Here is a 20,908-nt window from a genome sequence, read left to right as displayed (position 1 = left end):
TGTGCGCGGCCTGCCGGGTCAGGAACCGTTCGCGCGGGCCCGCACGGGCGCGGGCCGGTGTTGCTCGTCGCCGGTACCGGCACCGGCCCCCGTGACGGCCTTGATGGTGGAGGCGTAGCGCTGAGCGGTCAACTCGGCCACGGCCCTCCAGGTGAAGCGCTCCTGGACACGGCGCCAGGCCGCGGCGCTCATGCGCTCGCGCTCGGCGCCGTCGTCGAACAGGGAGGCGAGTTCGGCGGCCAGCAGTTCAGGGTCGCCGGGGGCGATCAGGCGCCCGGCGTCGCCGTCGGTACCGACGACCTCGGGCAGGGCTCCCGCGTGGCTGGCGACCAGCGGGGTGCCGCAGGCCATGGCCTCCACGGCGGGGAGGGAGAAACCCTCGTAGAAGGACGGGACGACCGCGACCTGGGCGCTGGAGATGAGTTCGCCCAGCTCCTGGTCGCCGATGCCGCTGACGAACTCCACCCGGTCGCGCAGGTTCAGTTCGTCGACGAGCTGGTCGGTGGGGCCACCCGGTTTGGGTTTGCTGACGATGGTCAGGGTGACGTCGCGTTCGGTGGCCAGCTTGGCGGCGGCGCGCAGTAGGATGCCCACGCCCTTGAGCGGGCTGTCGGCGCTGGCGGTGCACACGATGCGGCCCGGGACGCGCTCCGCGTCGGGGCGGGGGTGGAAGTAGCGGGTGTCGACCCCGAGCGGGGTGACCTCCATCGCGTGGGGGTCGACGCCGAACTCCTGGGCGATGTCGTCCGCCGAGGACTGGGAGGGCACCAGGATCGGGTTGAGTTTGCGGGCCACCTTGGCCTGCATCTTGACGAACCCGTACCAGCGGCGCTTGGAGAGCTTCTGGAAGCCCTTGGCCTCTTCGAGCTCGATGCGGCGGTCCACGCTGATGGGGTGGTGGATGGTGGTGACCAGGGGGATGCCCGCGGATCTGATGCCGAGCAGGCCCCAGCCGAGGGTCTGGTTGTCGTGCACGACGTCGAACTCGCCCAGGCGGCGGCGCAGTTCGCGGTTGGCCCGCAGGGAGTAGGTGAGGGGTTCGGGGAACCCGGCGGTCCACATGGTGGCGACTTCGAGGACGTCGATCCAGTCGCGCCACTGGCGTACCGGCGGCGCCTTGAACGGGTTGACGTCGTTGTAGAGGTCGAGGGAGGGGAGCTTCTCCAGGGTGACGCCCTCGTCGAGTACGGGGTAGGGCTGTCCGGAGAAGACGGTGACCTCGTGCCCGAGTGCGGCCAGTTCGCGTGACAGGTGGCGTACGTAGACGCCCTGTCCACCGACGTGCTGCTTGCTTCGGTACGACAGGAGGGCGACGCGCAGAGGGCGGTCGCCGGATGGCCGTGGGGTCGGTCCCGTGCTTGTGCCCGACTGGGTCAAGAGTCCACCTCTTCGTTGGGTCGTGCCCGGTCGCCGCCGTGTACCGCCAAGGTGCAGGCGGAGCGAAGGGCGTCGTCCGAAGGGCGAGTGGGGTCGCCGGTGGGACGGTGGGCGCCCCCATATGTTACTCGTGAGTTCAATCAGGGTCGGCGCCGGGCTGCAGGTACAGGGGATCCTATTCGGGGTCGCGCTACCCGGCGACGCTGGCCCAACGGGGCAGGTCCGGTGAGTCGTTCCGCCTGACCATGCCGCGCTCCTCCAGCAGGCGCAGGTGCGCCGCGGTCTCGGAGGCGGCCATGTGCCGGGCCAACAGGCGCATGTCCTCCCAGGGGCGCCGCCACTCCAGGCGCGAGGTGAGCTCCCACAGGGTAGTGGGTCCCTGGGAGACCAGGCGGGCCATGGATTCCAGACGCTCCTCGTGGTGCTCGATGATCGCGTCGGTGCGCTCGGCGAGGTTGGAGAAGCGCTTCTCGTGTGAGGGAAGACATAGCATGCGATCGGCCTCGGGCATGCGCCCCGTCCGGGCCTGGGAGGCGAGGAAGTCCCCGAGGGGGTCGCCTTCGGTGGAGTCGATCGGGAACTGGCCCACGTGAGGTGTGATGCGGGGCAGGACGTGGTCGCCGGTGAAGAGGAAGTCGCGCTCGGCGAGGTGCAGGCACAGGTGGCCAGGGGTGTGGCCGGGGGTCCATACGGCGCGCAGGTCCAGGCCCGGGACGTCGACGCGCTCGCCGTCCCCGAGCGGGAGGTCGGGAAGCGCGGGGGACTGGAAGACGTTGGGGGAGCTTCGGAGTTCCTCGATGTCCTCGTCGGGGAAGCCCGCGCGGGTCATCTGGTCGAGGACGGAGGCGCCCCGCTCGTCGTCGCTGCGTTCGGACAGCCGCAGGAGGACGTCGATGTCGGAGGGGTGCATCGCGACCCAGGCGTCCGAGGCCTCGCGCAGGCGGCCGGTGAGTCCGGAGTGGTCGGGGTGGAAGTGGGTGAGGACGGCGCCCTGGACCTCGCCGACGCTGTGCCCGGTCTGTTTGAGGCCGCTGACCAGTGCGTCCCACGCGTCGTCGTGGTTCCATCCGGTGTCGACGAGGACCGGGCCGCCCGGCGCGGAGATGACGTAGACGTAGGTGAATCCGATCGGGTTGCCGGGGACGGGCACGGGGACGCTCCACAGTCCCCCGCCTAGGTCCTCTACCGGCGGTACTTCTCGCATCCTGGGCGACCTCTCCACTGGAAACCGAATCTGGTTCGATTCTAGGGAAGGGGCCCGCGGGGGTGGAGGGCGGAGGGTCTCCTGTCGCGGAAGAGTGGTCTGTACCTTCTTCGCCAGGTAAAATAGAACATATTCTACAAAGGTGGGGAGGCCGACCTGAAAGCTCGGGCCAAGGTCTCGTATTGCCTTTGCTACGTCGGGCAATGAGGCGTGGATCATGGGTTCGAAGCGCTGCACGAGAGGGAAGCCGTTAGATAACGTGTTCTCGCAAGGCCGGTTGTCAGGGTAAGACCGGCCCGGAGAGCTGGCCCTCGGTCAGACGCGCACTGTAGACGCGCGGACCGGTGACGAATGGGAGAGACCCTGTGGCGGTGCAGGCACCGATCGGAACGATGACGAGGAGTCAGACCCAACGTCGTCGACGCATCGTCCAGACCGCGGCCGCGCTGGCCGTGCGCGGCGGCGTCGAGGCCATGCAGATGCGTTCGGTCGCCGAACGCGCCGGCGTCGCGCTCGGGACGCTCTACCGCTACTTCCCCTCGAAGATGGACCTCGTCGTTGCCGTCGTCACCGAGGAACTCGACCTTCTGGAAAGCGGCATCGTCCGCCGTCCCCCCACCGCAGAAACCGCGGCGGGACGCGCCGTGGACGTGCTGCTCCGCGCCACCCGCGGCCTCATGCGCGAGCCCGAGCTCGCCGACGCCCTCGTACGGTCCCTCATCATGGCCGAGGTCAAGTTCGAGCTGGACGTGCGCATCAGCGACCTGGTGTGGCGGGTGGCCACCGGCAACCTCGAGGGAGCGGACACCACCGCGGCCGACAGCGTCGACGACCACGTGGACCGGGACAGCACCGGCTACGTCCTGATCGGCTCGCTCACCAGCGTGTGGACCTTCGAGCTGGTGGAGGTGCTCAAGGGCCGCCGCGACGTCGACGAGGTCGAGCGCCGCCTGCAGATCGCCGCAGAGCGCCTGCTCGCCACTTTCTGACGCCTGCTCGTTTCCGTCCGGCCCGGACTCAGCCGCCGCCTGTCAGCAGCCCCAGCAGTCCGCTGAGCAGTCCGCCCGAACCGTCATCGGGATTCTCGCCCTCGGGCCCGTCCCCGGGGGCTTCGTCGTCCTCGGGATCCTGGCCGCCGCCGTGGTCGGGAGGGCTGCCGGGCCCCGAGGGCTCGGGCGGTTCCGGCGCGGCACTCGGCTGCCCCTCCGGCTCCTCTTCCGTGCCCTCTTGGGATTCGTTGTCGGTCGGCTCGGCCTCGGGCTGCGGTGTGCTGGGCTCCTCAGGCGCCGCGTCCCCCCGCCCCGCCTCCTCTTCCACGGACCCGCCGGAGCTCGAGGCCGTGGTCGGTTCAGCCCCCGGCTTGCCGTCGGAGGCCGTCGAAGCGGCCTCCACCTCGGACATACCGGGGCGCTGCCCTGTGTCCGCGGGGCCCGCGTCGATCACGGTGGAGGGGCCGCCCACGGCGCTCGCCCACCACCACAGGCCGACCGCGACCACGACCGTGGCAAGCCCGGATACTGCGGGCAGGGGCCAGCGCCGCCGCTCGGTCCCGGTGACCTCGTCGAGGGGGTCGTGGTCCGGTGCCGGCAGCGGCGAGCGCGCGTCGTCGTGCACGGGATGGTCGGCGCTGGTCACCCGGTCCCCGGGCAGGGCGCGGGGGAGCGGGACGTCATCGCTGCCGTTCCCCGCGGGCACCTCGGCCACCGGGGCAGTGAGCGGGCGTGCGCGGTGGATCGGATAACCGTCGGAGGTGAGGGGACGCATGTCCGCGGCGATCCGCGAGCGGGCCTCGGCCGCTTCGGGCGCGGTACAGGTGTGCAGGACCCGGGCGCGCAGGCCGGGCGGGGGACCGGGCGGCCGGAGCAGGGCCAGCGCGGAGGAGACCCGCTGCACCTGGGTGCGCCAGACGGCACCGGGGAATTCCTCCTCGGGGTCGTCGGGATCACCCCCGGGAGCACCGGTATCGCCGGAGCCCTCGGCATCGCCTGGGTCGCGGGTCTCGTGGGAGGAACCGGGGCCGTCGGGAAGGTCGGGTCCGCTCGCCGGTATGCCCTCGATCCCCTCCGCGGCCCGGCGGATCGCGGAGCGGGACAGCTCAGCGCAGATCCGTGGGTCAAGGCCCAGGACCCGGGACACGGCAGAGGCGGGCAGGGCGTGCCGCAGGTTGAGTTCGACCAGTTCGCGGTGGCTCGCGGGCAACCTGGAGAACATGCGTGCGACCGGGGTCTCCTCGGGCACCGTGGCCAGGCGCGTGTAGGGGCAGGTCTGCGCGAAGCCGCGGCGCTGACAGGCGGCGCGGACGAGGGCGTAGAGCCAGGGGCCCCGGTCGGCGGGATCGGCGCGCTCGGAGTCGAGCCCGACCCCGGCCACCAGTGCTTCGTGTACCGCGTCGGTGACCGGGTCGTCGTCCGTGCCGGGGGAACCGCCGCCCAACAGAGACCACGCGTACCGGTACAGCGGCTGCGCGAAGGCGTCGTGCACCGCCTCGACGGTGCCGACTGCCGGTACGTCTGTTTCGTTGCCTCTGGTCACGATTCTCCCCCCACTTCTGTGGTGACGCTAGCGAGAGGAGGCCGGTGGCGTGGGTGAATCGATCAGCTGTGGCCTGAAGGTAAGACTTCTGTTACCGTCGCGGATGTCTTAAGCGAACATCAGCATTCCGTGCATTTGTGCACGAAAGGTCCGTGACGGTGTCACCACAACCTGGGTTGGGTGTCCTGACGACGGTGCCGGAGCTTCTTTCCGCCTTTGCGGTCTTGCGCCACCGGCCCGCCCCGCACCCGCCCTGCGGCGGGTGCGGGTGGTGCGGGCCCTACGGTCGGCTCCACGGGCCTTCGGAGCCCTCGCTCCCCGGTCTCCGGCCACTCCGGTACCGGTACTGCCCACCTGCGCCGCCAGGGCGGCGAGGTTGCGTGCTGCGTTGACATCCCGGTCCAGCACGAGGGGACATGCGTCGCAGTCGAACACCCGGACGTGCAGCGGCAGCTTGGCTTTCGTCGCCCCGCACCCCGAGCAGGTCTTACTACTGGCGAACCACCGGTCGGCCACCACCAGGCGCCCGCCATTCCAGGTGGTCTTGTAGTCCAGTTGGCGGCGGATCTGCCCGAACCCCGCATCATGGATGCGGCGGGCCAGACGCCGGTTCTTGACCATCCCGGCCACGTTCAGATCCTCCACCACCACTGTGCCGTACTCCCCGGCCAACGCAGTGGTCAGGTGGTGCAGCGCGTCGGTGCGCACATTCGCCACCCGGTGGTGCACCCTGTTGCGGGCCCGGTCGGCCTTGACCCACCGCTTCGAGGGAGGGCGCCCGGTGCTTGGACTTGGGCCGCGGTACCCCCACCTTCGGACCTTTGCGATCGCCCCGCTTGGCGGCGGCATAGGCATCGAAGCCGGCGGCGGCGCCTGCTAGGCCGGTGTTGTAGGCCTCCTTGGAGTTGTCGGCCCACCAGGAGGCGAACCGGGGATCCTGCCTCTTTGCGGCGTTGAAGGCCCGCCGCAGGCTGGGCAGCGACCAGGACCGCCACGGGGTGCGCTCGGACTCAGCAACCCCGTAGGAGGCCTCGGCCGCGCGCTGGTCCCAGGTGGCCAGGACGTGGTTGCGGGCCCAGTTGAAGTCCGTCCGGGCCCCTCCGCAGTGCGAGCGCAACCGCTGCTCGGTCTCGGACCCCGGGTCCAGGGCGAAGGTGAAGGCCTGGACCGCGTGCCCGGGGCGGGGCTGAAACCCCCGCTTCTTCTTCGGCTTCTTCTTGCCTTCCGGCTGCTGTTCGGCTTGGTGTGGGGCGGTCTCGGCCACGGGTTCCACCCCCTCCCCCTGCGCCTCGTTCGTCTCGTTCACACGTTCGAGAAAGACGTTAGCGAAACAGGTGGGCCCGTGTGGGGGAATCGGCGAACTCCCCCTGATTCTTTTCTCCGGGGTGAACCGTTCCCAGTGCCTGGCTCTTCAACGGCAGCCTGCGGCCATAGTGCTGTGTGTTGACAAAAGTGGATGGTTGCTGAGGGAACACGGAACAGCTCACAACCCCAAGGGCGAGGGGCGGGGCCCGGACCAGTGCCCCGCCCCGCCCCGGCGGACCGGTGCCCGAGCGCTACTCGCCGCCCCTGGAGGGCTGCCCGATCTCGACCATGCGCTCGACGGAGCGGCGGGCGCGCTCCGTGGTCTCGGCGCCGACCGTGATCTCGCTCGTGCCGTGGCGGAGCGAGTTCAGCAGCTTGTCGGCGTCGATCATCTTCATGTAGTGGCACTCGGCCCGAGAATTGACCGCCTCGAACTCCGTCGTGGAGTTCGCGTTGCGCAGCTGGTGCAGCATGCCGGTCTCGGTGGCGATGAGCACCTTCGGGGCAGTGGTGTTCTCGGCGGCGGTCAGCATGCCGCCGGTGGAGAGCACCTTGACCCGGTCCTCGGGCACCGCGCCGCTGCCGACCAGGTAGAGGGCGGAGGTTGCGCAGCCGCACTCGGGGTGGACGTACACCTCGGCGTCGGGCTCGGAGTCCACGCGCTCGCGCAGGGTGTGGCCGTCGATCCCGGCGTGGACGTGGCACTCGCCCATCCAGATGTGGATGTTCTCGCGGCCGGTGACCCGCTTGACGTGGGCGCCCAGGAACTGGTCGGGGAGGAACAGGATCTCCCGGTCCTCGGGGATGGAGCGGATGACGTCCGCCGCGTTGGAGGACGTGCAGCAGATGTCGGTCTCGGCCTTCACCGCGGCGGTGGTGTTGACGTAGGCGACGACGACCGCGCCGGGGTGCTCGGCCTTCCAGGCGCGCACGTCCGCGGCGGTGATGGTGTCGGCGAGCGAGCATCCGGCGTTGGGGTCGGGCAGCAGGATGGTCTTCTCGGGCGCGAGGATCTTGGCGGTCTCGGCCATGAAGTGCACACCGCAGAAGACGATGGTGCTGGCGTCGACGCTCGCCGCGAGTCGGGACAGGGCGAGGGAGTCGCCGGTGTGGTGGGCGACGTCCTGGATTTCCGGGCGCTGGTAGTTGTGCGCGAGGATGACAGCGTCGCGCTCCTCCGCCAGGCGGTGGACCTCGGCGGCCCATTCCTGCCTGGTCATGGTGTCTGCCGTAGCGGTGACCGATGCCATGTCCTACTACTTCCTTGAGGCTGTGGGCACGTCGTACGGGCGCCGTGCCGAGGGAGGTCAGTGCGGGAGTCCAAGTTTTTGTCTATCAGGCACAAACCTGATGAAGCTTAACATGGCGTGGAACGGAAGGGACAGGGTGGATATCCCGGAGGCAAACGGACAGGCCACGATGGCCGAAGCGAGCACGACCCCCGAGGCCGGTGCGGGCGGCGGGGGAGCCGTGCTGTCGGCACACGAGGCGCTCGCGGTCGTCCTGCAGATCCGCGGCGGAGAGCTGTGCGTGCTGCTCTGGCGGCGTGCCCTGCCGCCCTGCGAGGGGGAGTGGGCCCTGCCCGGCGGCCGCCTCGGAGCCGACGAGAACTTGGGTGCCTCGATCCGCCGCCAGCTCGCCCAGAAGGTCGACGTCCGCGACCTGAGCTACATGGAGCAGCTGGAAACGCGCAGCGACCCCGGTCGCGACCCCCAGCGGCGCACTCTCGCCACCGCCTACCTGGGGCTGGTGCCGGCCCACATCGACCCTGTGGTCCCCGAGGACACCGGATGGCACCCCGCCGCCGCCCTACCCCCGATGGCCTTCGACCACGCTTCCATCGTCCGGTCCGGTCGGCGCCGCCTCCGCTCGAAGCTGAGCTACACCAACGTCGGCTTCGCGCTGGCGCCGCCCGAGTTCACCATGTCGGAGCTGTCGGCCCACTACCGGGCCGCGCTCGGGCACGACGTGGCCGCCACCAACCTGCGCCGGGTCCTGCTGCGGCGCGGTCAGATCGAGGAGACGGGCCGCTCGGTGCCCTCCGGGCGCTCCGGAGGGCGGCCGGCCGCGCTGTTCCGCTTCCGCGCACGGGAGATGGAGGTCACCGACGCCTTCGCGGTGCTGCGCCCGCCCGAGCGGGGGTAGGGCGGGCGCGGGCCGGGCCGCGCGGGGGAGCGGGTTCCGACGGGGCCGCTGTGTACACTCCCTAACCGTGGCAATTCGTACTGTGGTGTTCGACGTCGGCGAGACGCTGATCGACGAGACTCGTATCTTCGCGCGCTGGGCGGACCGTTTCGGGATCCCGCACATGGCGTTCTTCGGCACCATCGGGGGCGTGATCGCTTCCGGCGGCACCCTCACCGACGGGTTCAGGCTGCTCGTGCCCGGCTTCGACCTCGAGGCCGAGAGTGTCCGCTGGCGTGCCGAAGACCCCGAGGGCGTGCGCGAGCACTTCGACGAGCGCGACCTCTATCCCGACGTGCGCCCCGCGTTCACCGACATGCGCGCTTGCGGGCTGTCCCTGGTCATCGCCGGGAACCAGCCGCCCGAGGCCGGGCCGACCCTGGCCGCCATGGAGCTGGGCGTCGACGGCATCGGGATCTCCGACGACTGGGGCGTGCAGAAACCCCAGCCGGTCTTCTTCGACCGGGTTGTGGACCTGGCTTCGCAAACCCGCCCCGGCATCACCGCGGAGGAAATCCTCTACGTGGGTGACCGCACCGACAACGACGTCCTGCCCGCCCGCCGCGCGGGGATGGCCACCGTCCTGCTGCGCCGGGGCATCTACGGTTACCGGCACTCGGCCACGCCCGACGCCAAGGCCGCCGACGTGGTGGTGGACGACCTCCACCAGCTCGCCGACTGGGTCGCCACCCGAGCCGCGGGCTGAACCGGCCCCGCCCTCGTGGATGTTCGGCCACAGGCCGTCGGCACCGGACGACCGACACCGGATGGCCGGTGCGGGAACTCGACTTCCATCATATCCCACCCTTAAGGTAGGAAAACTCTGAAAAGGGTGTGATGCGGCCCTGGGCCGCGTCGTACCGGTTTGCCCGAGCCGCACTCGGGTAACGTCGCAACGGCCTTCGGCCGGTCCGTTCCACACCCCGTGTCGGCCCGGCCGCCCCACCCCGTCACCAGCCCCGCCTTTGGAGACTCGATGATCACGTTCGAGGGCGCGACCAAGGTCTATCCCGACGGCACCGTCGCCGTCGACCACCTTGACCTGACCGTCGAGACCGGTGCGACCACGGTGTTCGTGGGTCCCTCAGGCAGCGGTAAGACCACCTCCCTGCGGATGATCAACCGCATGGTGGAGCTCTCCGAGGGACAGATCCGGATCGACGGTACGGACATCCGCGACCAGAACCCGGCCCAGCTGCGCCGTTCCATCGGTTACGTCATCCAGCAGGCCGGACTGTTTCCCCACCGGACCGTGCTGGACAACATCGCCACGGTCCCCCTGCTCCTCGGCTGGCGCCGCTCCAAGGCCCGCGCCCGCGCGAACGAGCTCCTAGAGCTGGTCGGGCTCGACTCGGCCCAGGCCAAGCGCTACCCGCACCAGCTCTCCGGGGGCCAGCAGCAGCGGGTCGGTGTAGCCCGCGCCCTGGCCGCCGACCCGCCCGTCCTCCTCATGGACGAGCCCTTCAGCGCTGTCGACCCGGTGGTGCGCACCAGCCTCCAGGACGAGCTCCTCCGGCTCCAGAACGACCTGCACAAGACCGTCGTGTTCGTCACCCACGACATCGACGAGGCCGTACGCCTGGGCGACCGGATCGCCGTGTTCCGCCCCGGCGGGGCGCTCGCCCAGTACGACACCCCCGAGCGTCTGCTTGCCCAACCGGTCGACGAGTCCGTCGAGGCCTTCGTCGGCTACGACCGGGGCGTGCGCCGCCTCTCGTTCTTTCCCGCACGTGAGCTCTCCCTGCGCCAGGACGTGGTCTTCGACGGTGAGGACCGGGTCGAACGGGCCCGCGACGCCGTCCTGGGCGATGGCGAACCGTGGGCGCTCGTGGTGGACGAGCGCCGCGCGCCCATGGGCTGGGTCAGCGCCGAACAGCTCGCCAGGGAACCGTCGGGGGTCAGCCTCGGAGACCTGGCACTCGCCCCCTACGGGCACACCTTCGACGTCGCGGTCGACTCCCTCCGGGCCGCGCTGGACGCGGCCGTGCTCTCCCCGGCGGGACGGGCTGTCGGCGTGGACGACGACGGCGGTGTCGTCGGGGTGGTGTCCCAAACGGACCTGGGCGCGGCGATCTGGTCGGTGTCCGAGTGAGCGCCGCCGACGGCTCCGGGGGAGCGCCCGCCCTGGAGTGGATACTGAGGATCGTCGACTGGGCCGTCACCAACTGGAGCTACCCCGGTGAGCCCGACCGCGGGATCCTGCCCCGCCTCACCGAGCACATGCGCCTCGCGTACCTGTCGATCCTCATCGGGCTGGTCCTCGCGCTCCCCTTGGGGCTGCTGTGCGTGCGCTTCCGGGCCTTCTACCCGCCCGTGCTCACGGGTGTGAACGTGCTCTACGCGGTGCCCTCGATCGCCCTGTTCTTCCTGATGCTGCCCTACACCGGGTTCAGCGACTGGACGGCGATCGTGCCGCTCGCCCTCTACACCTTGGTGATCCTCCTGCCCAACGTGGTGGACGGCCTGCGGCAGGTCCCCGAACACGTGCGCCAGGCCGCCGTGGCCATGGGTTTCGGCCCGCTGCGCCGCTTGGTGTTCGTGGAGACCCCGGTGGCGGTCCCGGTGATCATCGCCGGGCTGCGGGTGGCGTCGGTCGCCACCATCAGCATGGTCAGCGTCGCCTCCCTGGTGGGCTTGGGCGGGCTTGGCCAGCTCATCGTCAGCGAAGGGTTCCGCCGCCAGTTCGACGCACCCATCGTCGTGGGCATCGTCCTGTCCGTGCTGCTCGCCCTCGCGACCGACGCCGTCCTCGTCCTCGCCCAGCGCTTGCTCACCCCCTGGGCCCACACCGAGTCCCGGCGCTCCGCCCGTAGGCGGAGGGCGGCCCGGGCCAGAGCCACCGCTGCCGAGGGGGCCGCCCCCGCGGCCACCCAGGCCGGGAGGGCCGCACCACCCGCTGGCAGGGCCGCACCACCCACTGGGGACGCGGCGCCGTACTCAGGGGACGCCGCCGACCACCGGGAGACGCCGTGAACATCCTGACCATGCTGGTCGAGTGGTTCGCCGACCCGGCCCAGTGGACCGGCCCCGCCGGCATCCCCACCCGGCTCGCGGAGCACGCCTACTACTCCCTGATCGGGCTGCTGCTGTCCACGGCGATCGCCGTCCCGGTGGGCCTGCTGACGGGGCATACCGGGGTGGGCGGGTTCCTGACCACCAGCCTCGCCAACTTCGCCCGTGCGCTACCGACCATCGGGGTGCTGTTCCTCATCGTGCTACTGGCCGGTATCGGCCTCGTCCCGGTGGTGAGCGCCCTGGTCGCCTTGGCCGTCCCGCCCATCCTCGTCAACACCCATGAGGGGGTCAGGGGCGTCGACCCCCGGCTGAGAGACGCGGCCCTAGGCATGGGCATGCGCGGCCGGGAGGTCCTCTTCAAACTGGAGCTGCCGATGGCGGTGCCCCTCATCCTCATCGGGATGCGCACCGCTGCGGTCCAGGTCGTGGCCACCGCCACCATCGCCGCCTATGTCGGGGTCGGCGGCCTGGGCCGCTACATCGTCGACGGGCAGGCCCGCCAGGACCTGGCGATGCTGTTGGGCGGCTCCGTGCTCGTGGTGGCACTGGCCGTGCTCACCACGTTCCTGTTCGCCGGACTGCGACGCCTGCTCGTCGCACCCGGACTGCGCGCCGAGGCCGCTGCGGCGCGCTGAGCAGTACGGCCCCGGTCTACGACCTGGGGACACCAGCTTCTCAACGTAAGGAAAGCGAACATGGACAAGAGGCTCACCCTGATCGGGATCCCCTTGGCGGCCGCACTGTTGACCGCGTGCGGCGGTAGCGACCCCTTCGAGGAGGGGGCGGACGGCGACGACGAAGCCGCGGAAGGGGCCGTTGTGGTCGGATCAGCCGACTTCCCCGAGAGCGCGCTGCTCGCCGAACTCTACGGCCGGGCCATGGAAGCCGAGGGCGTGGAGGTCGAGTACCAGCTCAACATCGGCAGCCGGGAGGTGTACTACGACCAGATCGAGTCCGGTGCGCTCTCGGTCTTCCCCGAGTACAACGGCGGCATCCTGTTCTACCTCGACAGCGATGCGGTCATCGGCACCAGCGAGGAGACCAACGCCGCCATCGAGGAGGCCCTGCCCGACAACCTGGAGATCCTGGAGTCCTCCAGTGCCGAGAACAAGGACTCGGTGACCGTCACACAGGAGACCGCCGACGAGTACGGCCTCACCGACATCGGGGACCTCGCCGACGTGGCCGACGACATGGCCCTGGGCGCCCCCGCCGAGTTCGAGACCCGCCCTCAGGGGGTGCCGGGGCTCGAGTCGACCTACGGCGTCGAGTTCGGCGACTTCCGCTCGCTGGAGGCGGCGCTGATCGCGCAGTCACTGGCGGACGGCGACATCCAGGCCGGCAACCTGTTCACGACCGACCCGGTGATCGCGGTCGAGGACCTCGTGATCCTGGACGACCCGGAGAACCTGTTCGGGGCGCAGAACGTCACGCCGCTCATCGACGGCGACCAGGTGGACGAGACCGCGCGGGAGGCACTCGACACGGTGTCCGGCGCCCTGACGACCGAGGAGCTCACCGAGCTCAACGAGCGGGTCATCATCGACGACGAGAACCCCGCCGACGTCGCACAGGAGTGGCTGGAGGAACAGGGCATGGCCTCGTAACCGCGACCTGGCCGCTGCAAGCACGGTGCGGGCCACCGCGAGCCCGGCCTCCACTGAGGACGACCGCCACGGCGGGGCCCGGACCGACCAGCATCGTTGTTCGGAGCCGGGCCCAGCCGTTCGCGGTTGGTCAGCCGACGGAGTGGTACCGGCCGTTCCAGCGGACCATCGCCGGGGTGGGGCTGCCCGATCCCACCTCGGGCAGGCCGACCACGTCGGCGAAGAACACCATGTGGTCGCCGACCTCCACGCGCCGCCGCACCGAGCACTCCAGGGCGGCCAGGGCCCTGTCGAGGACGATCGCCCGGGTGCGCTCGCCGCGGTGGTGCGGCTCGCCCGACACCAGCAGCCGGGCACTCGGCCGGCCCTCGGCGGAGAACCGGCCGGCGATCGCCCGCAGGTCACCGGCGAGGACACTCACCGCGAAGGCGCCGACCTCCTCGACCACCTCAGCGACATAGCCGTCACCGGCCACGCTCAGCATCACGATCGGCGGATCCGCGGACACCGAGACGAAGGCGCTCACTGTCGCCCCGATGTCGTCGCGGCCGTCCGCGACGGTCACCACGCTCACCCCGCTCGGCAACAGCGCGATGCTCTCCAGATAGGCGCCGCTCGGAACACTCAACGGATCTCCATGGAGGGCATCGTCAGCGGGCCGGTCGCCGGCAGCCCCAGGTGTGCGGCCACGTGCGCCAAGGACCCCCAGGGGTTGAGCGCCGTCTGCGGCTCGGACGAGGCCAGGTCCTCGCTGGACTCGTGCTGGCGCAGCTGGTCCAACGGGTGCGACCGCGGGAACGTCCGCAGCGGCAGCGCACCCTGGCCCGCCTTGGCGCGCGCCAGCCGCACCGCGGTCTCGATCCCCCCGAGGTCGTCGACCAGACCCCGCTCGCGCGCGTCCGCGCCGCTCCAGATCCGCCCCTTGGCTACTTCGTGCGTCTGGTCCCAGGTCATGCCCCGGGCCGCGGCGACCTTGCCGACGAAGTCCTCGTAGACGGAGTCCAGGAGGGTGTTCACCCGCTCCCACTCGGAGTCGCTGAACCCCTCCTCGCTGTCGAACATGGCCGCGTGCGCGCCGGTCTGGACGGAGTCGGTCGTGATCCCGAAGCGCTCCTTGAGCTTGCCCAGGACCGGTTTGCCGGTGAGCACACCGATCGACCCCGTGATCGTGGCGGGCTGGGCCACGATCGAGTCCGAGCCCAGGGCCACGTAGTAGCCGCCCGAACCCGCGATGTCGCCCATCGCGGTGATGACGGGCTTGCCCGCCTTCGAGGTCAGCTCGGTCTCGCGGCGGATGGCGTCGGAGGCGATCGCGGAACCGCCGCCGCTGTCCACCCGGAACACCACCGCCTTGACCTGCGGGTCCTGTCGCGCGGCGCGGAAGGCCGCGCAGACGGTGTCCGAGCCCATCACCGTGCCGCCGCCGAGCGGCGAGCGGCGGCTCCTACCCAGGTTGATGGCACCGTTGGCGGAGATCAGAGCGATGTAGCCGGGGCCGCCGGCCATTTTCGGGCGGGGCGGCGGCGTGTGCTTGCGGTGGTAGCGGGAGACGAACTGCAGGGCGGGCTCGCGGCCGTCGTTCTCCGCCCTGACCTGCTCGTTCAGCTCCGTGTACACCTCGTCCCGGTACGCGAGCCGGTCCACCAGGCCCGCGTCCAGGGATTCCTGCCCCAGGATCGGTGCGCGGTCGATCAGCTCGCGCACCCGCTTCTCGGTCAGCCCGCGTCCCTTGGCCACGGCCTCGGCCAGCTGGTCCGACGTGGACACGACGATGCGTTCCGAGGCCTCACGGTGCGCGTCGGTGAAGGCGGTCTCGGTGTAGACGTTGATCGCGTTCTTGTACTCGTGGCGCGCCCCTGCCTCGAAGGTGACGTCGAGCTTGTCCAGGGCGCCCTTGAGGAAGGTGCTCCGCATCACCAGGCCGCTGAGTCCGACCAGTCCGGTCGGGGCGAGCACGACCTTGGCGAAGGCGCTGGCCAGGTAGTACGGCAGGTTCCCGTCCCCGGCCTCACCGAAGGTGTCGGCCCAGGCGACGGTGGGCTTGCCCGTGGAACGGAAGTCCGTGACGGCGTCGCGGAGCTCCTGCACCTTGGCGATACCCAGGGACCGGGCGTCGACCCGCACGATCAAGGCGGCGACCCCGGGGTCGCGCGCGCCTCTGCGGATCCCCTCGATGATGTCGAGGTACCGCTGCTTTCGGCGGTTCATGATCTGGCTGACCGGGTTGGATGGCGCTTCGTCGGCGACACCCTCCGTCAGGTCCAGCTCGAGCACCAGCGGGCCTTGGCGCCGCGGGCCGAACCGGTTGAGGGACAAGGGTTCCGTGATCTTCGCGAGGTCCACCATGGCCCCAGAGTAGTCGTGGAGGTTCCCCGGTGCGGTGGGTGTGTTGGGGACGCTATGGTCAACTGTGCTCCGGTCAGTCAGACGGGTGGTCCGGAGAACGTAGAGAAGGGCGGGCAAGCGATGGCGGGCACGACGGACAAGGTGCGGCAGCGGGCGAGGAGTGGCCGCGTGATTGCGACCGCGGCCGCGGCGGTTGCCCTGCTGGCCGTGGGTGCCTGCTCGGCTGAGGCCTCCGGGGAGGCCGAACTGGAGCGCGGTGAGAGCGGCATGATGCCCGCGATCGAGCCCCCGGGTCCGGAGGGGTTCGACAGCGCCGACGTCGCCGGGATCACCATCGACACCCCCGAGGACTGGGAGATCCAGAACGAGGGCGGCGAGCTGTGCATGACTCCTCCCGGGCAGAGCGCCTGCGCCTACGGATCGATCCAGCTGGTTCCCGAACAGGCCGCGAACCATCCCGAGGACTGGCCCAAGGAGGACGACGCCTTCTACGACGCCGACGGCTGGGCTGACAACACCGACAGCTGCCGCAGCCTCAACACCGCCGCCTCCGGCAACATCGGGGTCGACGACGCCCAGCTCACCTCCGGGCACGGCAACGTCTTCGAGCACGCGGACGGCCTCAAATCCCACCACTCGGTCTGGGACGTGACCTGCGACAACGACGACACCTTCGAGGTGCGCATGTGGTTCCTCCCGGAGAGCGACGTGCTGCTCTACGTCTGGTCCGCCGACGCCCAGCACAGCGCCGTCTACGAAGAGATCGCCGCGTCGATGGACACCACCGCCTACCGGGCCGACTCCTAACAGCTCAACCTCACCCCGCCAGCCCCCACGGATTGCTGGAACTGAGTGTCTTCGCAGTGTGCTTAGGCCATAGAGTCGGAAACACCGAAGCGGTCAACGGAACTTGATGGGGTGCATGCGCAGGTGACCACCATGGGAACGGCTGGACGGGTCGATCAGTACACGCTGGAGAACGGGTTGCGCCTGGTGACGGCCCCGGCCTCCACAGGCCAGGTCGCCTCGGTCAACCTCTGGTACGGAGTCGGGTCCCGCCACGAGGTGCCCGGGCGCACCGGCTTCGCGCACCTGTTCGAACACTTGATGTTCCAGGGCAGCGGCAACGTCACCAAGGGCGAGCACTTCGACGTGGTCGAGCGCCTGGGCGGTGACATCAACGCCTCCACCTCGACCGACCGGACCAACTACTTCGAGACGGTCCCCACGCACGCCCTGGACGCCATCCTGTGGCTGGAGGCGGACCGCCTGTCGACGCTGCGCGAGGGCATGACCCAGGAGGTCCTGGACAACCAGCGCGACGTCGTCAAGAACGAGCGCCGCCAGCGCTACGACAACCAGCCCTACGGAACGGCCCTGGAGCGCATCCTGCGCCTGGCCTACCCCGAGGGGCACCCGTACCACCACTCCACGATCGGCTCCATGGACGATCTGGACGCCGCCGACCTGGACTACGTCAAGTCGTTCCACAAGGCGCACTACGGCCCGGACAACTGCGTCCTGACCATCGTCAGCGACCTGGAGTCCGCGGACGTGCTCGCCCGTGTCGAGAAGTACTTCGGCAGCGTCCCCGCCAGGGAGTCCCTCCCCGAGGTTCCCGACTCCGCGCTGCACGCGCCGCTGGGCGGTCCGGTGCGTGACTCCGTCACCGAGACGGTCCCGGCCGCCGGCGTGTTCATCGGCTTCCGCGTCCCCTCCTACGGTGAGCGCGAGCACGACGTCGCCCACCTGGCCTCGGCCGTCCTCGGGCAGGGGCAGGGCAGCCGCCTGTACCGCTCGCTGGTCGTGGACCGGCCCATCGCCGCCGACGACGGCGGCGGCTCCGCGGACATCCTGCCGTTCCGCTACACGGACAGCCTGCTGCTGGTGAACATGCTCGCCCGTGAGGGCGTGGACGGTGACGTCCTGGAACAGGCCATCCGCGAGGAGGTCGCCAAGCTCGCCAGCGGGATCACCGACGAGGAGCTGGACCGCGCCCGCGCCGTCCTGGAGCGCGAGCACCTGCACTCCATCGCCAGCCCTTCAGGACTGGCCGACTCCATCGGCAACTGCACCCAGCTGCTCGGCGACCCCGAGCTCGCCTACACCTGGCCCCAGCGGTGGGCCGGCATCACCGCGGAAGAGGTCAGGGCCACCGCCGAGCGCCTGCTCGTCGACGGCAACATGCTCGTCGTCCGCTTCGACCCCGAGACCGCCACCGAGGCTGAGACGCTCGAGGTGGAAGCCGAGGCGGACGCCGCGGCCAACCAGGCCTAGCCGCCGAAGCTCCGTTACCGTCAAGCCGCAGAAAGAGCCGCAGAGCATGCAGCAGACCCGTCCGGACATCGGTGCCGCCGCGTCCTACACCTTTCCCAAGCCCCAGCGGATCCGCGTCGGAGGCGGCACCATCGTCGCCATCGACGTCCCCGGCCAGCAGCTGGCCTCCATCCGCCTCGTACACCCCTTCGGCGGTGCCGCCGAGCCCCTCGACGCCATGGGCGTCAGCGTGCTGACCAGTGAAGCCCTCGAGGACGGCCCAACAGGCAACAGCTCCCTGGCCCCGGCCCTGGAGCGCCACGGAGCCGAGTGGATCTCCCGCGTCAACTGGGACGGCTTCATCACCGGCCTGGACGCCCCCACGAACCGCCTCGGCGACGCCGTCCACCTGTTCGCCGACGCCGTACGCCGTCCGGCACTGAACCCAGACGACGTGGTGCGCCGCCGCGAACAGCTGCTGGAGCGCTTCTGGCTCGACGCCTCCTCCGCGGGTGTCCTGGCCATGCGCAGCCTCGGCGGGCAGCTGTTCACCGGCCGCTACGCCACCCCGCTCTCCGGAGGCCCGGTCAAGCTGGCAGACATCACCCCCGAGAGGGTCGCGAGCTTCCACGCCGACTCCATCGCCTCGATCGCCGGGACCCTCGTGGTCGTGGGCGACCTGGCCAACGTCGACCTCGAAGAGCTGGGCCGGACCGTCTTCGGCGACGCCGCGCCGACGCCCGAGCGCCCCACCGGTGAGCCGGCTCCGCCCCCCGGCGAGCTGCCGCGCGTGCTCATCGTCGACCGCCCCGGTTCGGTCCAGACGGCCCTGGTCATCGCGCACCGCGCCCCCGCGCGTTCGCGGGTGGAACTGCCGCTCGTCGAGGGCGTCAGCGAGGTCCTCGGCGGGATGTTCACCTCCCGCCTCAACATGGAGCTGCGTGAGCGCCTGGGCTACACCTACGGTGCCGGGAGCCGGTTCGACCTGCGCCGCGACAGCGGTGTGTTCTTCATGAGCACGCAGGTCGAGGCAGGCACTACGGCCCACTCGGTCACTTCGTCGCTGGAACAGATGAACAAACTGCGCGACTCCGGCGTCACACAGGACGAGCTGGCCGCTGTCCGCGAGTCCAACACCGTGGGCCTGCCGGTCAGCTACTCGACAGCGCGCGCCATGGCGGGGCCGCTCGTCGACATGGTGGTGCACGACCTGCCGGAGGATCATGTGGACCGGACCCGTGCCGGGTTCGAGAAGCTGACCGCGGCGGATCTCGACAGTGCCGCCGTCGAGTACCTTCGTCCCGAGGAGGCCGTCGTGGTGGCGGTCGGGGACGCGGAGACTCTGCGTGAGCCGCTCACAAAGACGGGTATCGGGCCGGTCGAGGTGCGCTCGCCGGAATCCCTCTGGAGCTGAGTGTCTGGGGTTTCGTGCACGCGCTGATGCTCGTGCACGAAACCCGTCCCAGGTCAAGGATTTGCAAGGGAGACCCTCGTCACGGCATGTGAGGGCTTTCCTCGGACATAACGAAAACGAACCTATGTGTATGCCATCAGGCAACCACCAACTTGGCCTGCAGTCCGTGCTGGTATAACGAGTGATCCGTGCACCTACGTGGTGACAGCGACCGCAATGCTCCGCAGGAGGCCACCATGGCCGGTGAATGGACCCGTGGATAACCGTGTCCTCCCTAGACAACCCCCACACGCAGCGGCCGGAGACGCCGCTCGACACCCCGCGTCCGGAGGCCGCCGTGGCTGAACCGGAGTCCGGTGGTCGATTGCTGAAGGGTCGCTACCAGCTGACCTCCGAAATCGCCCGCGGCGGTGTCGGCACGGTCTGGCGCGCCACCGACCTGGTCATGAAGCGCGAGGTCGCGGTCAAGGAACTCCGGCTGCCGTCGGACCTGAGCCGCTCCGAGCGCGAGTCGCTCGTCCAGCGCACCACCCGTGAGGCCCGGGTCGCCGGGCGCCTCATCCACCCCAGCCTCGTCACCGTCCTGGACGTCGTGGACGAGGACGAGCGGCCGTGGATCGTCATGGAGCTTCTAGAGGCCTCCACCCTGGAGGAGATCATCCAGGTGGGCGGGCCGCTGCCCTACCAGAGGGTGGCCGAGATCGGGCTCCAGCTGATCGACGCGCTCAAGGTCGCGCACGGCGAGGGCATCGTCCACCGCGACGTCAAGCCGGACAATGTGATGATCAGCGAGGCCGGACGGGTGGTGCTGACCGACTTCGGGCTGGCCGCCTGGAACGGCGAGTCCGCGCTGAGCTCCTCGGGCCGCATCATCGGCTCCCCCGCCTACATCCCCCCGGAGCGCGCCAAAGCGGGCCCGGTCGGCCCCGAGTCCGACCTCTGGTCGCTGGGCGCCACCCTGTACGCGGCGGTCGAGGGTTACCCGCCCTACGACCGCAAGGGCTACATCAAGATCCTGCGCCAGGAACAGTTGGACGAGCCGAAGGAGGCCGCCAACGCGGGCCCGCTCGCCCCGGTCCTGGCCGGCATGCTCAAGGTCGAGCCCGGTGAGCGGCTGACCGCGGAGAACACCACCAAGATGCTGCGGATCGCGGCCCTGGCGCCCTGGTCCCCGGGCCAGCCCCCCTACAACGCGAGCAACTCGGACGCGGGTACCGGGGACGCGGGTGCCGCGGACTCCGGAGACGCGTCGGTGGCGGAGTCAGGGGAGGGTTCCTCGGAGGAGGGGTCCTCGGACTCCGAAACGGGGGTGATGGCGGAGGAGCGGGAGTCGGCCCGGGAGCACTTCCGCGCGGGCGCGCACGTGTTGGCGGAGTCCATCAGCGAGCGGCTCCGGCACAGCCCTGACGCGATGAACTCGATCATGGTCTCCATCCGGGAGTCCACCGACACGCTGGGTCTGACCAGCTCGGGCAAGCACGCCGAGAGGAGCCGCCTACCGGTGGTCGCCGGTGTGGGTGTGGGCGTGCTGGCCCTGCTGGCCCTGGTCATGTGGGCCCTGCTGGGCCTTTGACAGCCAGGAGGCAGCAGCCGCGGGGCAGAAGAACGACGAAGGCGCGCGAACCGGTTTCGCGCGCCTTCGGTGGTGTCGGGGCCCCGGTTGAACAC

The 20,908-nt window shown here is 70.3% G+C and carries 18 protein-coding genes; 11 read left to right on the top strand and 7 right to left on the bottom strand.

Annotation, left to right across the window (positions count from 1 at the left end):
• Positions 1–18: 18 nt before the first annotated feature.
• Both ACYVD1_RS24745 and ACYVD1_RS24740 read right to left on the bottom strand, forming a co-directional pair.
• Positions 19–1,377 (bottom strand): glycosyltransferase family 4 protein, encoded by a 1,359-nt coding sequence (locus ACYVD1_RS24745; RefSeq protein ID WP_460776889.1) that lies wholly within the window; start codon positions 1,375–1,377, stop codon positions 19–21.
• 190 nt (positions 1,378–1,567) lie between these two features.
• Entirely contained in the window at positions 1,568–2,581 is a 1,014-nt protein-coding gene (locus ACYVD1_RS24740) for an MBL fold metallo-hydrolase (protein ID WP_460776888.1), read from the bottom strand.
• A 365-nt stretch (positions 2,582–2,946) separates the two neighbouring features.
• On the opposite strand from ACYVD1_RS24740, the gene ACYVD1_RS24735 reads away from it, so the two are divergent.
• Positions 2,947–3,570, top strand: a complete 624-nt coding sequence (locus ACYVD1_RS24735) for a TetR family transcriptional regulator (protein ID WP_460776887.1) — start codon at positions 2,947–2,949, stop codon at positions 3,568–3,570.
• 28 nt (positions 3,571–3,598) lie between these two features.
• On the opposite strand, the gene ACYVD1_RS24730 is transcribed toward ACYVD1_RS24735, so the two are convergent.
• From ACYVD1_RS24730 to nadA, 3 genes are all read right to left on the bottom strand, one after another.
• Positions 3,599–5,113 carry an RNA polymerase sigma factor gene (locus ACYVD1_RS24730; RefSeq protein WP_460776886.1) on the bottom strand — a complete coding sequence of 505 codons (1,515 nt, stop codon included), beginning with the start codon at positions 5,111–5,113 and terminating at the stop codon, positions 3,599–3,601.
• A gap of 108 nt (positions 5,114–5,221) precedes the next feature.
• Positions 5,222–5,830, bottom strand: coding sequence for an RNA-guided endonuclease InsQ/TnpB family protein (locus tag ACYVD1_RS24725; protein ID WP_460776885.1), 609 nt, complete (start codon positions 5,828–5,830; stop codon positions 5,222–5,224).
• Between the two features lie 839 nt (positions 5,831–6,669).
• A complete protein-coding gene (gene nadA / locus ACYVD1_RS24720; RefSeq protein WP_460776884.1) occupies positions 6,670–7,668 on the bottom strand; it encodes a quinolinate synthase NadA in 999 nt (332 codons plus the stop codon).
• A gap of 169 nt (positions 7,669–7,837) precedes the next feature.
• On the opposite strand from nadA, the gene ACYVD1_RS24715 reads away from it, so the two are divergent.
• The 6 genes from ACYVD1_RS24715 to ACYVD1_RS24690 all read left to right on the top strand — a co-directional run bounded on the left by ACYVD1_RS24715 (position 7,838) and on the right by ACYVD1_RS24690 (position 13,224).
• Positions 7,838–8,563: an NUDIX hydrolase gene (locus tag ACYVD1_RS24715; protein WP_460776883.1), complete on the top strand. Its 726-nt coding sequence runs from the start codon at positions 7,838–7,840 to the stop codon at positions 8,561–8,563.
• Between the two features lie 67 nt (positions 8,564–8,630).
• Positions 8,631–9,308 carry an HAD family hydrolase gene (locus ACYVD1_RS24710; RefSeq protein WP_460776882.1) on the top strand — a complete coding sequence of 226 codons (678 nt, stop codon included), beginning with the start codon at positions 8,631–8,633 and terminating at the stop codon, positions 9,306–9,308.
• 270 nt (positions 9,309–9,578) lie between these two features.
• The gene (locus tag ACYVD1_RS24705; protein ID WP_460776881.1) at positions 9,579–10,694 is read left to right on the top strand and encodes an ABC transporter ATP-binding protein; all 1,116 of its coding nucleotides are present in this window, start codon (positions 9,579–9,581) and stop codon (positions 10,692–10,694) included.
• Positions 10,691–11,575, top strand: coding sequence for an ABC transporter permease (locus tag ACYVD1_RS24700; protein ID WP_460776880.1), 885 nt, complete (start codon positions 10,691–10,693; stop codon positions 11,573–11,575). Before ACYVD1_RS24705 ends, ACYVD1_RS24700 begins: the two co-directional genes overlap by 4 nt.
• The gene (locus ACYVD1_RS24695) at positions 11,572–12,252 is read left to right on the top strand and encodes an ABC transporter permease (RefSeq protein WP_460776879.1); all 681 of its coding nucleotides are present in this window, start codon (positions 11,572–11,574) and stop codon (positions 12,250–12,252) included. The genes ACYVD1_RS24700 and ACYVD1_RS24695 overlap by 4 nt, the downstream gene beginning before the upstream one ends.
• A gap of 60 nt (positions 12,253–12,312) precedes the next feature.
• Positions 12,313–13,224: an ABC transporter substrate-binding protein gene (locus tag ACYVD1_RS24690; RefSeq protein WP_460776876.1), complete on the top strand. Its 912-nt coding sequence runs from the start codon at positions 12,313–12,315 to the stop codon at positions 13,222–13,224.
• Between the two features lie 130 nt (positions 13,225–13,354).
• Here ACYVD1_RS24690 and ACYVD1_RS24685 read toward each other — a convergent pair whose 3' ends face one another.
• Both ACYVD1_RS24685 and sppA read right to left on the bottom strand, forming a co-directional pair.
• The gene (locus tag ACYVD1_RS24685; RefSeq protein WP_460776875.1) at positions 13,355–13,852 is read right to left on the bottom strand and encodes a flavin reductase family protein; all 498 of its coding nucleotides are present in this window, start codon (positions 13,850–13,852) and stop codon (positions 13,355–13,357) included.
• Positions 13,849–15,570 carry a signal peptide peptidase SppA gene (sppA, locus tag ACYVD1_RS24680; protein WP_460776874.1) on the bottom strand — a complete coding sequence of 574 codons (1,722 nt, stop codon included), beginning with the start codon at positions 15,568–15,570 and terminating at the stop codon, positions 13,849–13,851. The genes ACYVD1_RS24685 and sppA overlap by 4 nt, the downstream gene beginning before the upstream one ends.
• Positions 15,571–15,690: 120 nt before the next feature.
• Here sppA and ACYVD1_RS24675 point away from each other — a divergent pair, with 120 nt between their 5' ends.
• From ACYVD1_RS24675 to ACYVD1_RS24660, 4 genes are all read left to right on the top strand, one after another.
• Positions 15,691–16,377 (top strand): hypothetical protein, encoded by a 687-nt coding sequence (locus tag ACYVD1_RS24675; RefSeq protein ID WP_460776873.1) that lies wholly within the window; start codon positions 15,691–15,693, stop codon positions 16,375–16,377.
• A 132-nt stretch (positions 16,378–16,509) separates the two neighbouring features.
• Positions 16,510–17,847, top strand: a complete 1,338-nt coding sequence (locus tag ACYVD1_RS24670; protein ID WP_460776872.1) for a M16 family metallopeptidase — start codon at positions 16,510–16,512, stop codon at positions 17,845–17,847.
• Positions 17,848–17,893: 46 nt separating this feature from the next.
• The gene (locus tag ACYVD1_RS24665; RefSeq protein ID WP_460776871.1) at positions 17,894–19,240 is read left to right on the top strand and encodes a M16 family metallopeptidase; all 1,347 of its coding nucleotides are present in this window, start codon (positions 17,894–17,896) and stop codon (positions 19,238–19,240) included.
• A 337-nt stretch (positions 19,241–19,577) separates the two neighbouring features.
• Positions 19,578–20,813: a serine/threonine-protein kinase gene (locus ACYVD1_RS24660; RefSeq protein WP_460776893.1), complete on the top strand. Its 1,236-nt coding sequence runs from the start codon at positions 19,578–19,580 to the stop codon at positions 20,811–20,813.
• Positions 20,814–20,908 lie beyond the last annotated feature (95 nt).

The organism is Nocardiopsis nanhaiensis (assembly GCF_054778635.1).
The sequence above is the reverse complement of the archived record's forward strand: the minus strand, read 5'-3'. Positions and strand labels throughout refer to the sequence as shown.

Coding starts and splice junctions, on each gene's coding strand:
- ACYVD1_RS24740 (WP_460776888.1), bottom strand. CDS start 2,581: ATGCGAGAAGTACCGCCGGTAGAGGACCTAGGCGGGGGACTGTGGAGC.
- nadA (WP_460776884.1), bottom strand. CDS start 7,668: ATGGCATCGGTCACCGCTACGGCAGACACCATGACCAGGCAGGAATGG.
- ACYVD1_RS24715 (WP_460776883.1), top strand. CDS start 7,838: ATGGCCGAAGCGAGCACGACCCCCGAGGCCGGTGCGGGCGGCGGGGGA.
- ACYVD1_RS24705 (WP_460776881.1), top strand. CDS start 9,579: ATGATCACGTTCGAGGGCGCGACCAAGGTCTATCCCGACGGCACCGTC.
- ACYVD1_RS24690 (WP_460776876.1), top strand. CDS start 12,313: ATGGACAAGAGGCTCACCCTGATCGGGATCCCCTTGGCGGCCGCACTG.
- sppA (WP_460776874.1), bottom strand. CDS start 15,570: ATGGTGGACCTCGCGAAGATCACGGAACCCTTGTCCCTCAACCGGTTC.
- ACYVD1_RS24675 (WP_460776873.1), top strand. CDS start 15,691: ATGGCGGGCACGACGGACAAGGTGCGGCAGCGGGCGAGGAGTGGCCGC.
- ACYVD1_RS24670 (WP_460776872.1), top strand. CDS start 16,510: ATGGGAACGGCTGGACGGGTCGATCAGTACACGCTGGAGAACGGGTTG.
- ACYVD1_RS24665 (WP_460776871.1), top strand. CDS start 17,894: ATGCAGCAGACCCGTCCGGACATCGGTGCCGCCGCGTCCTACACCTTT.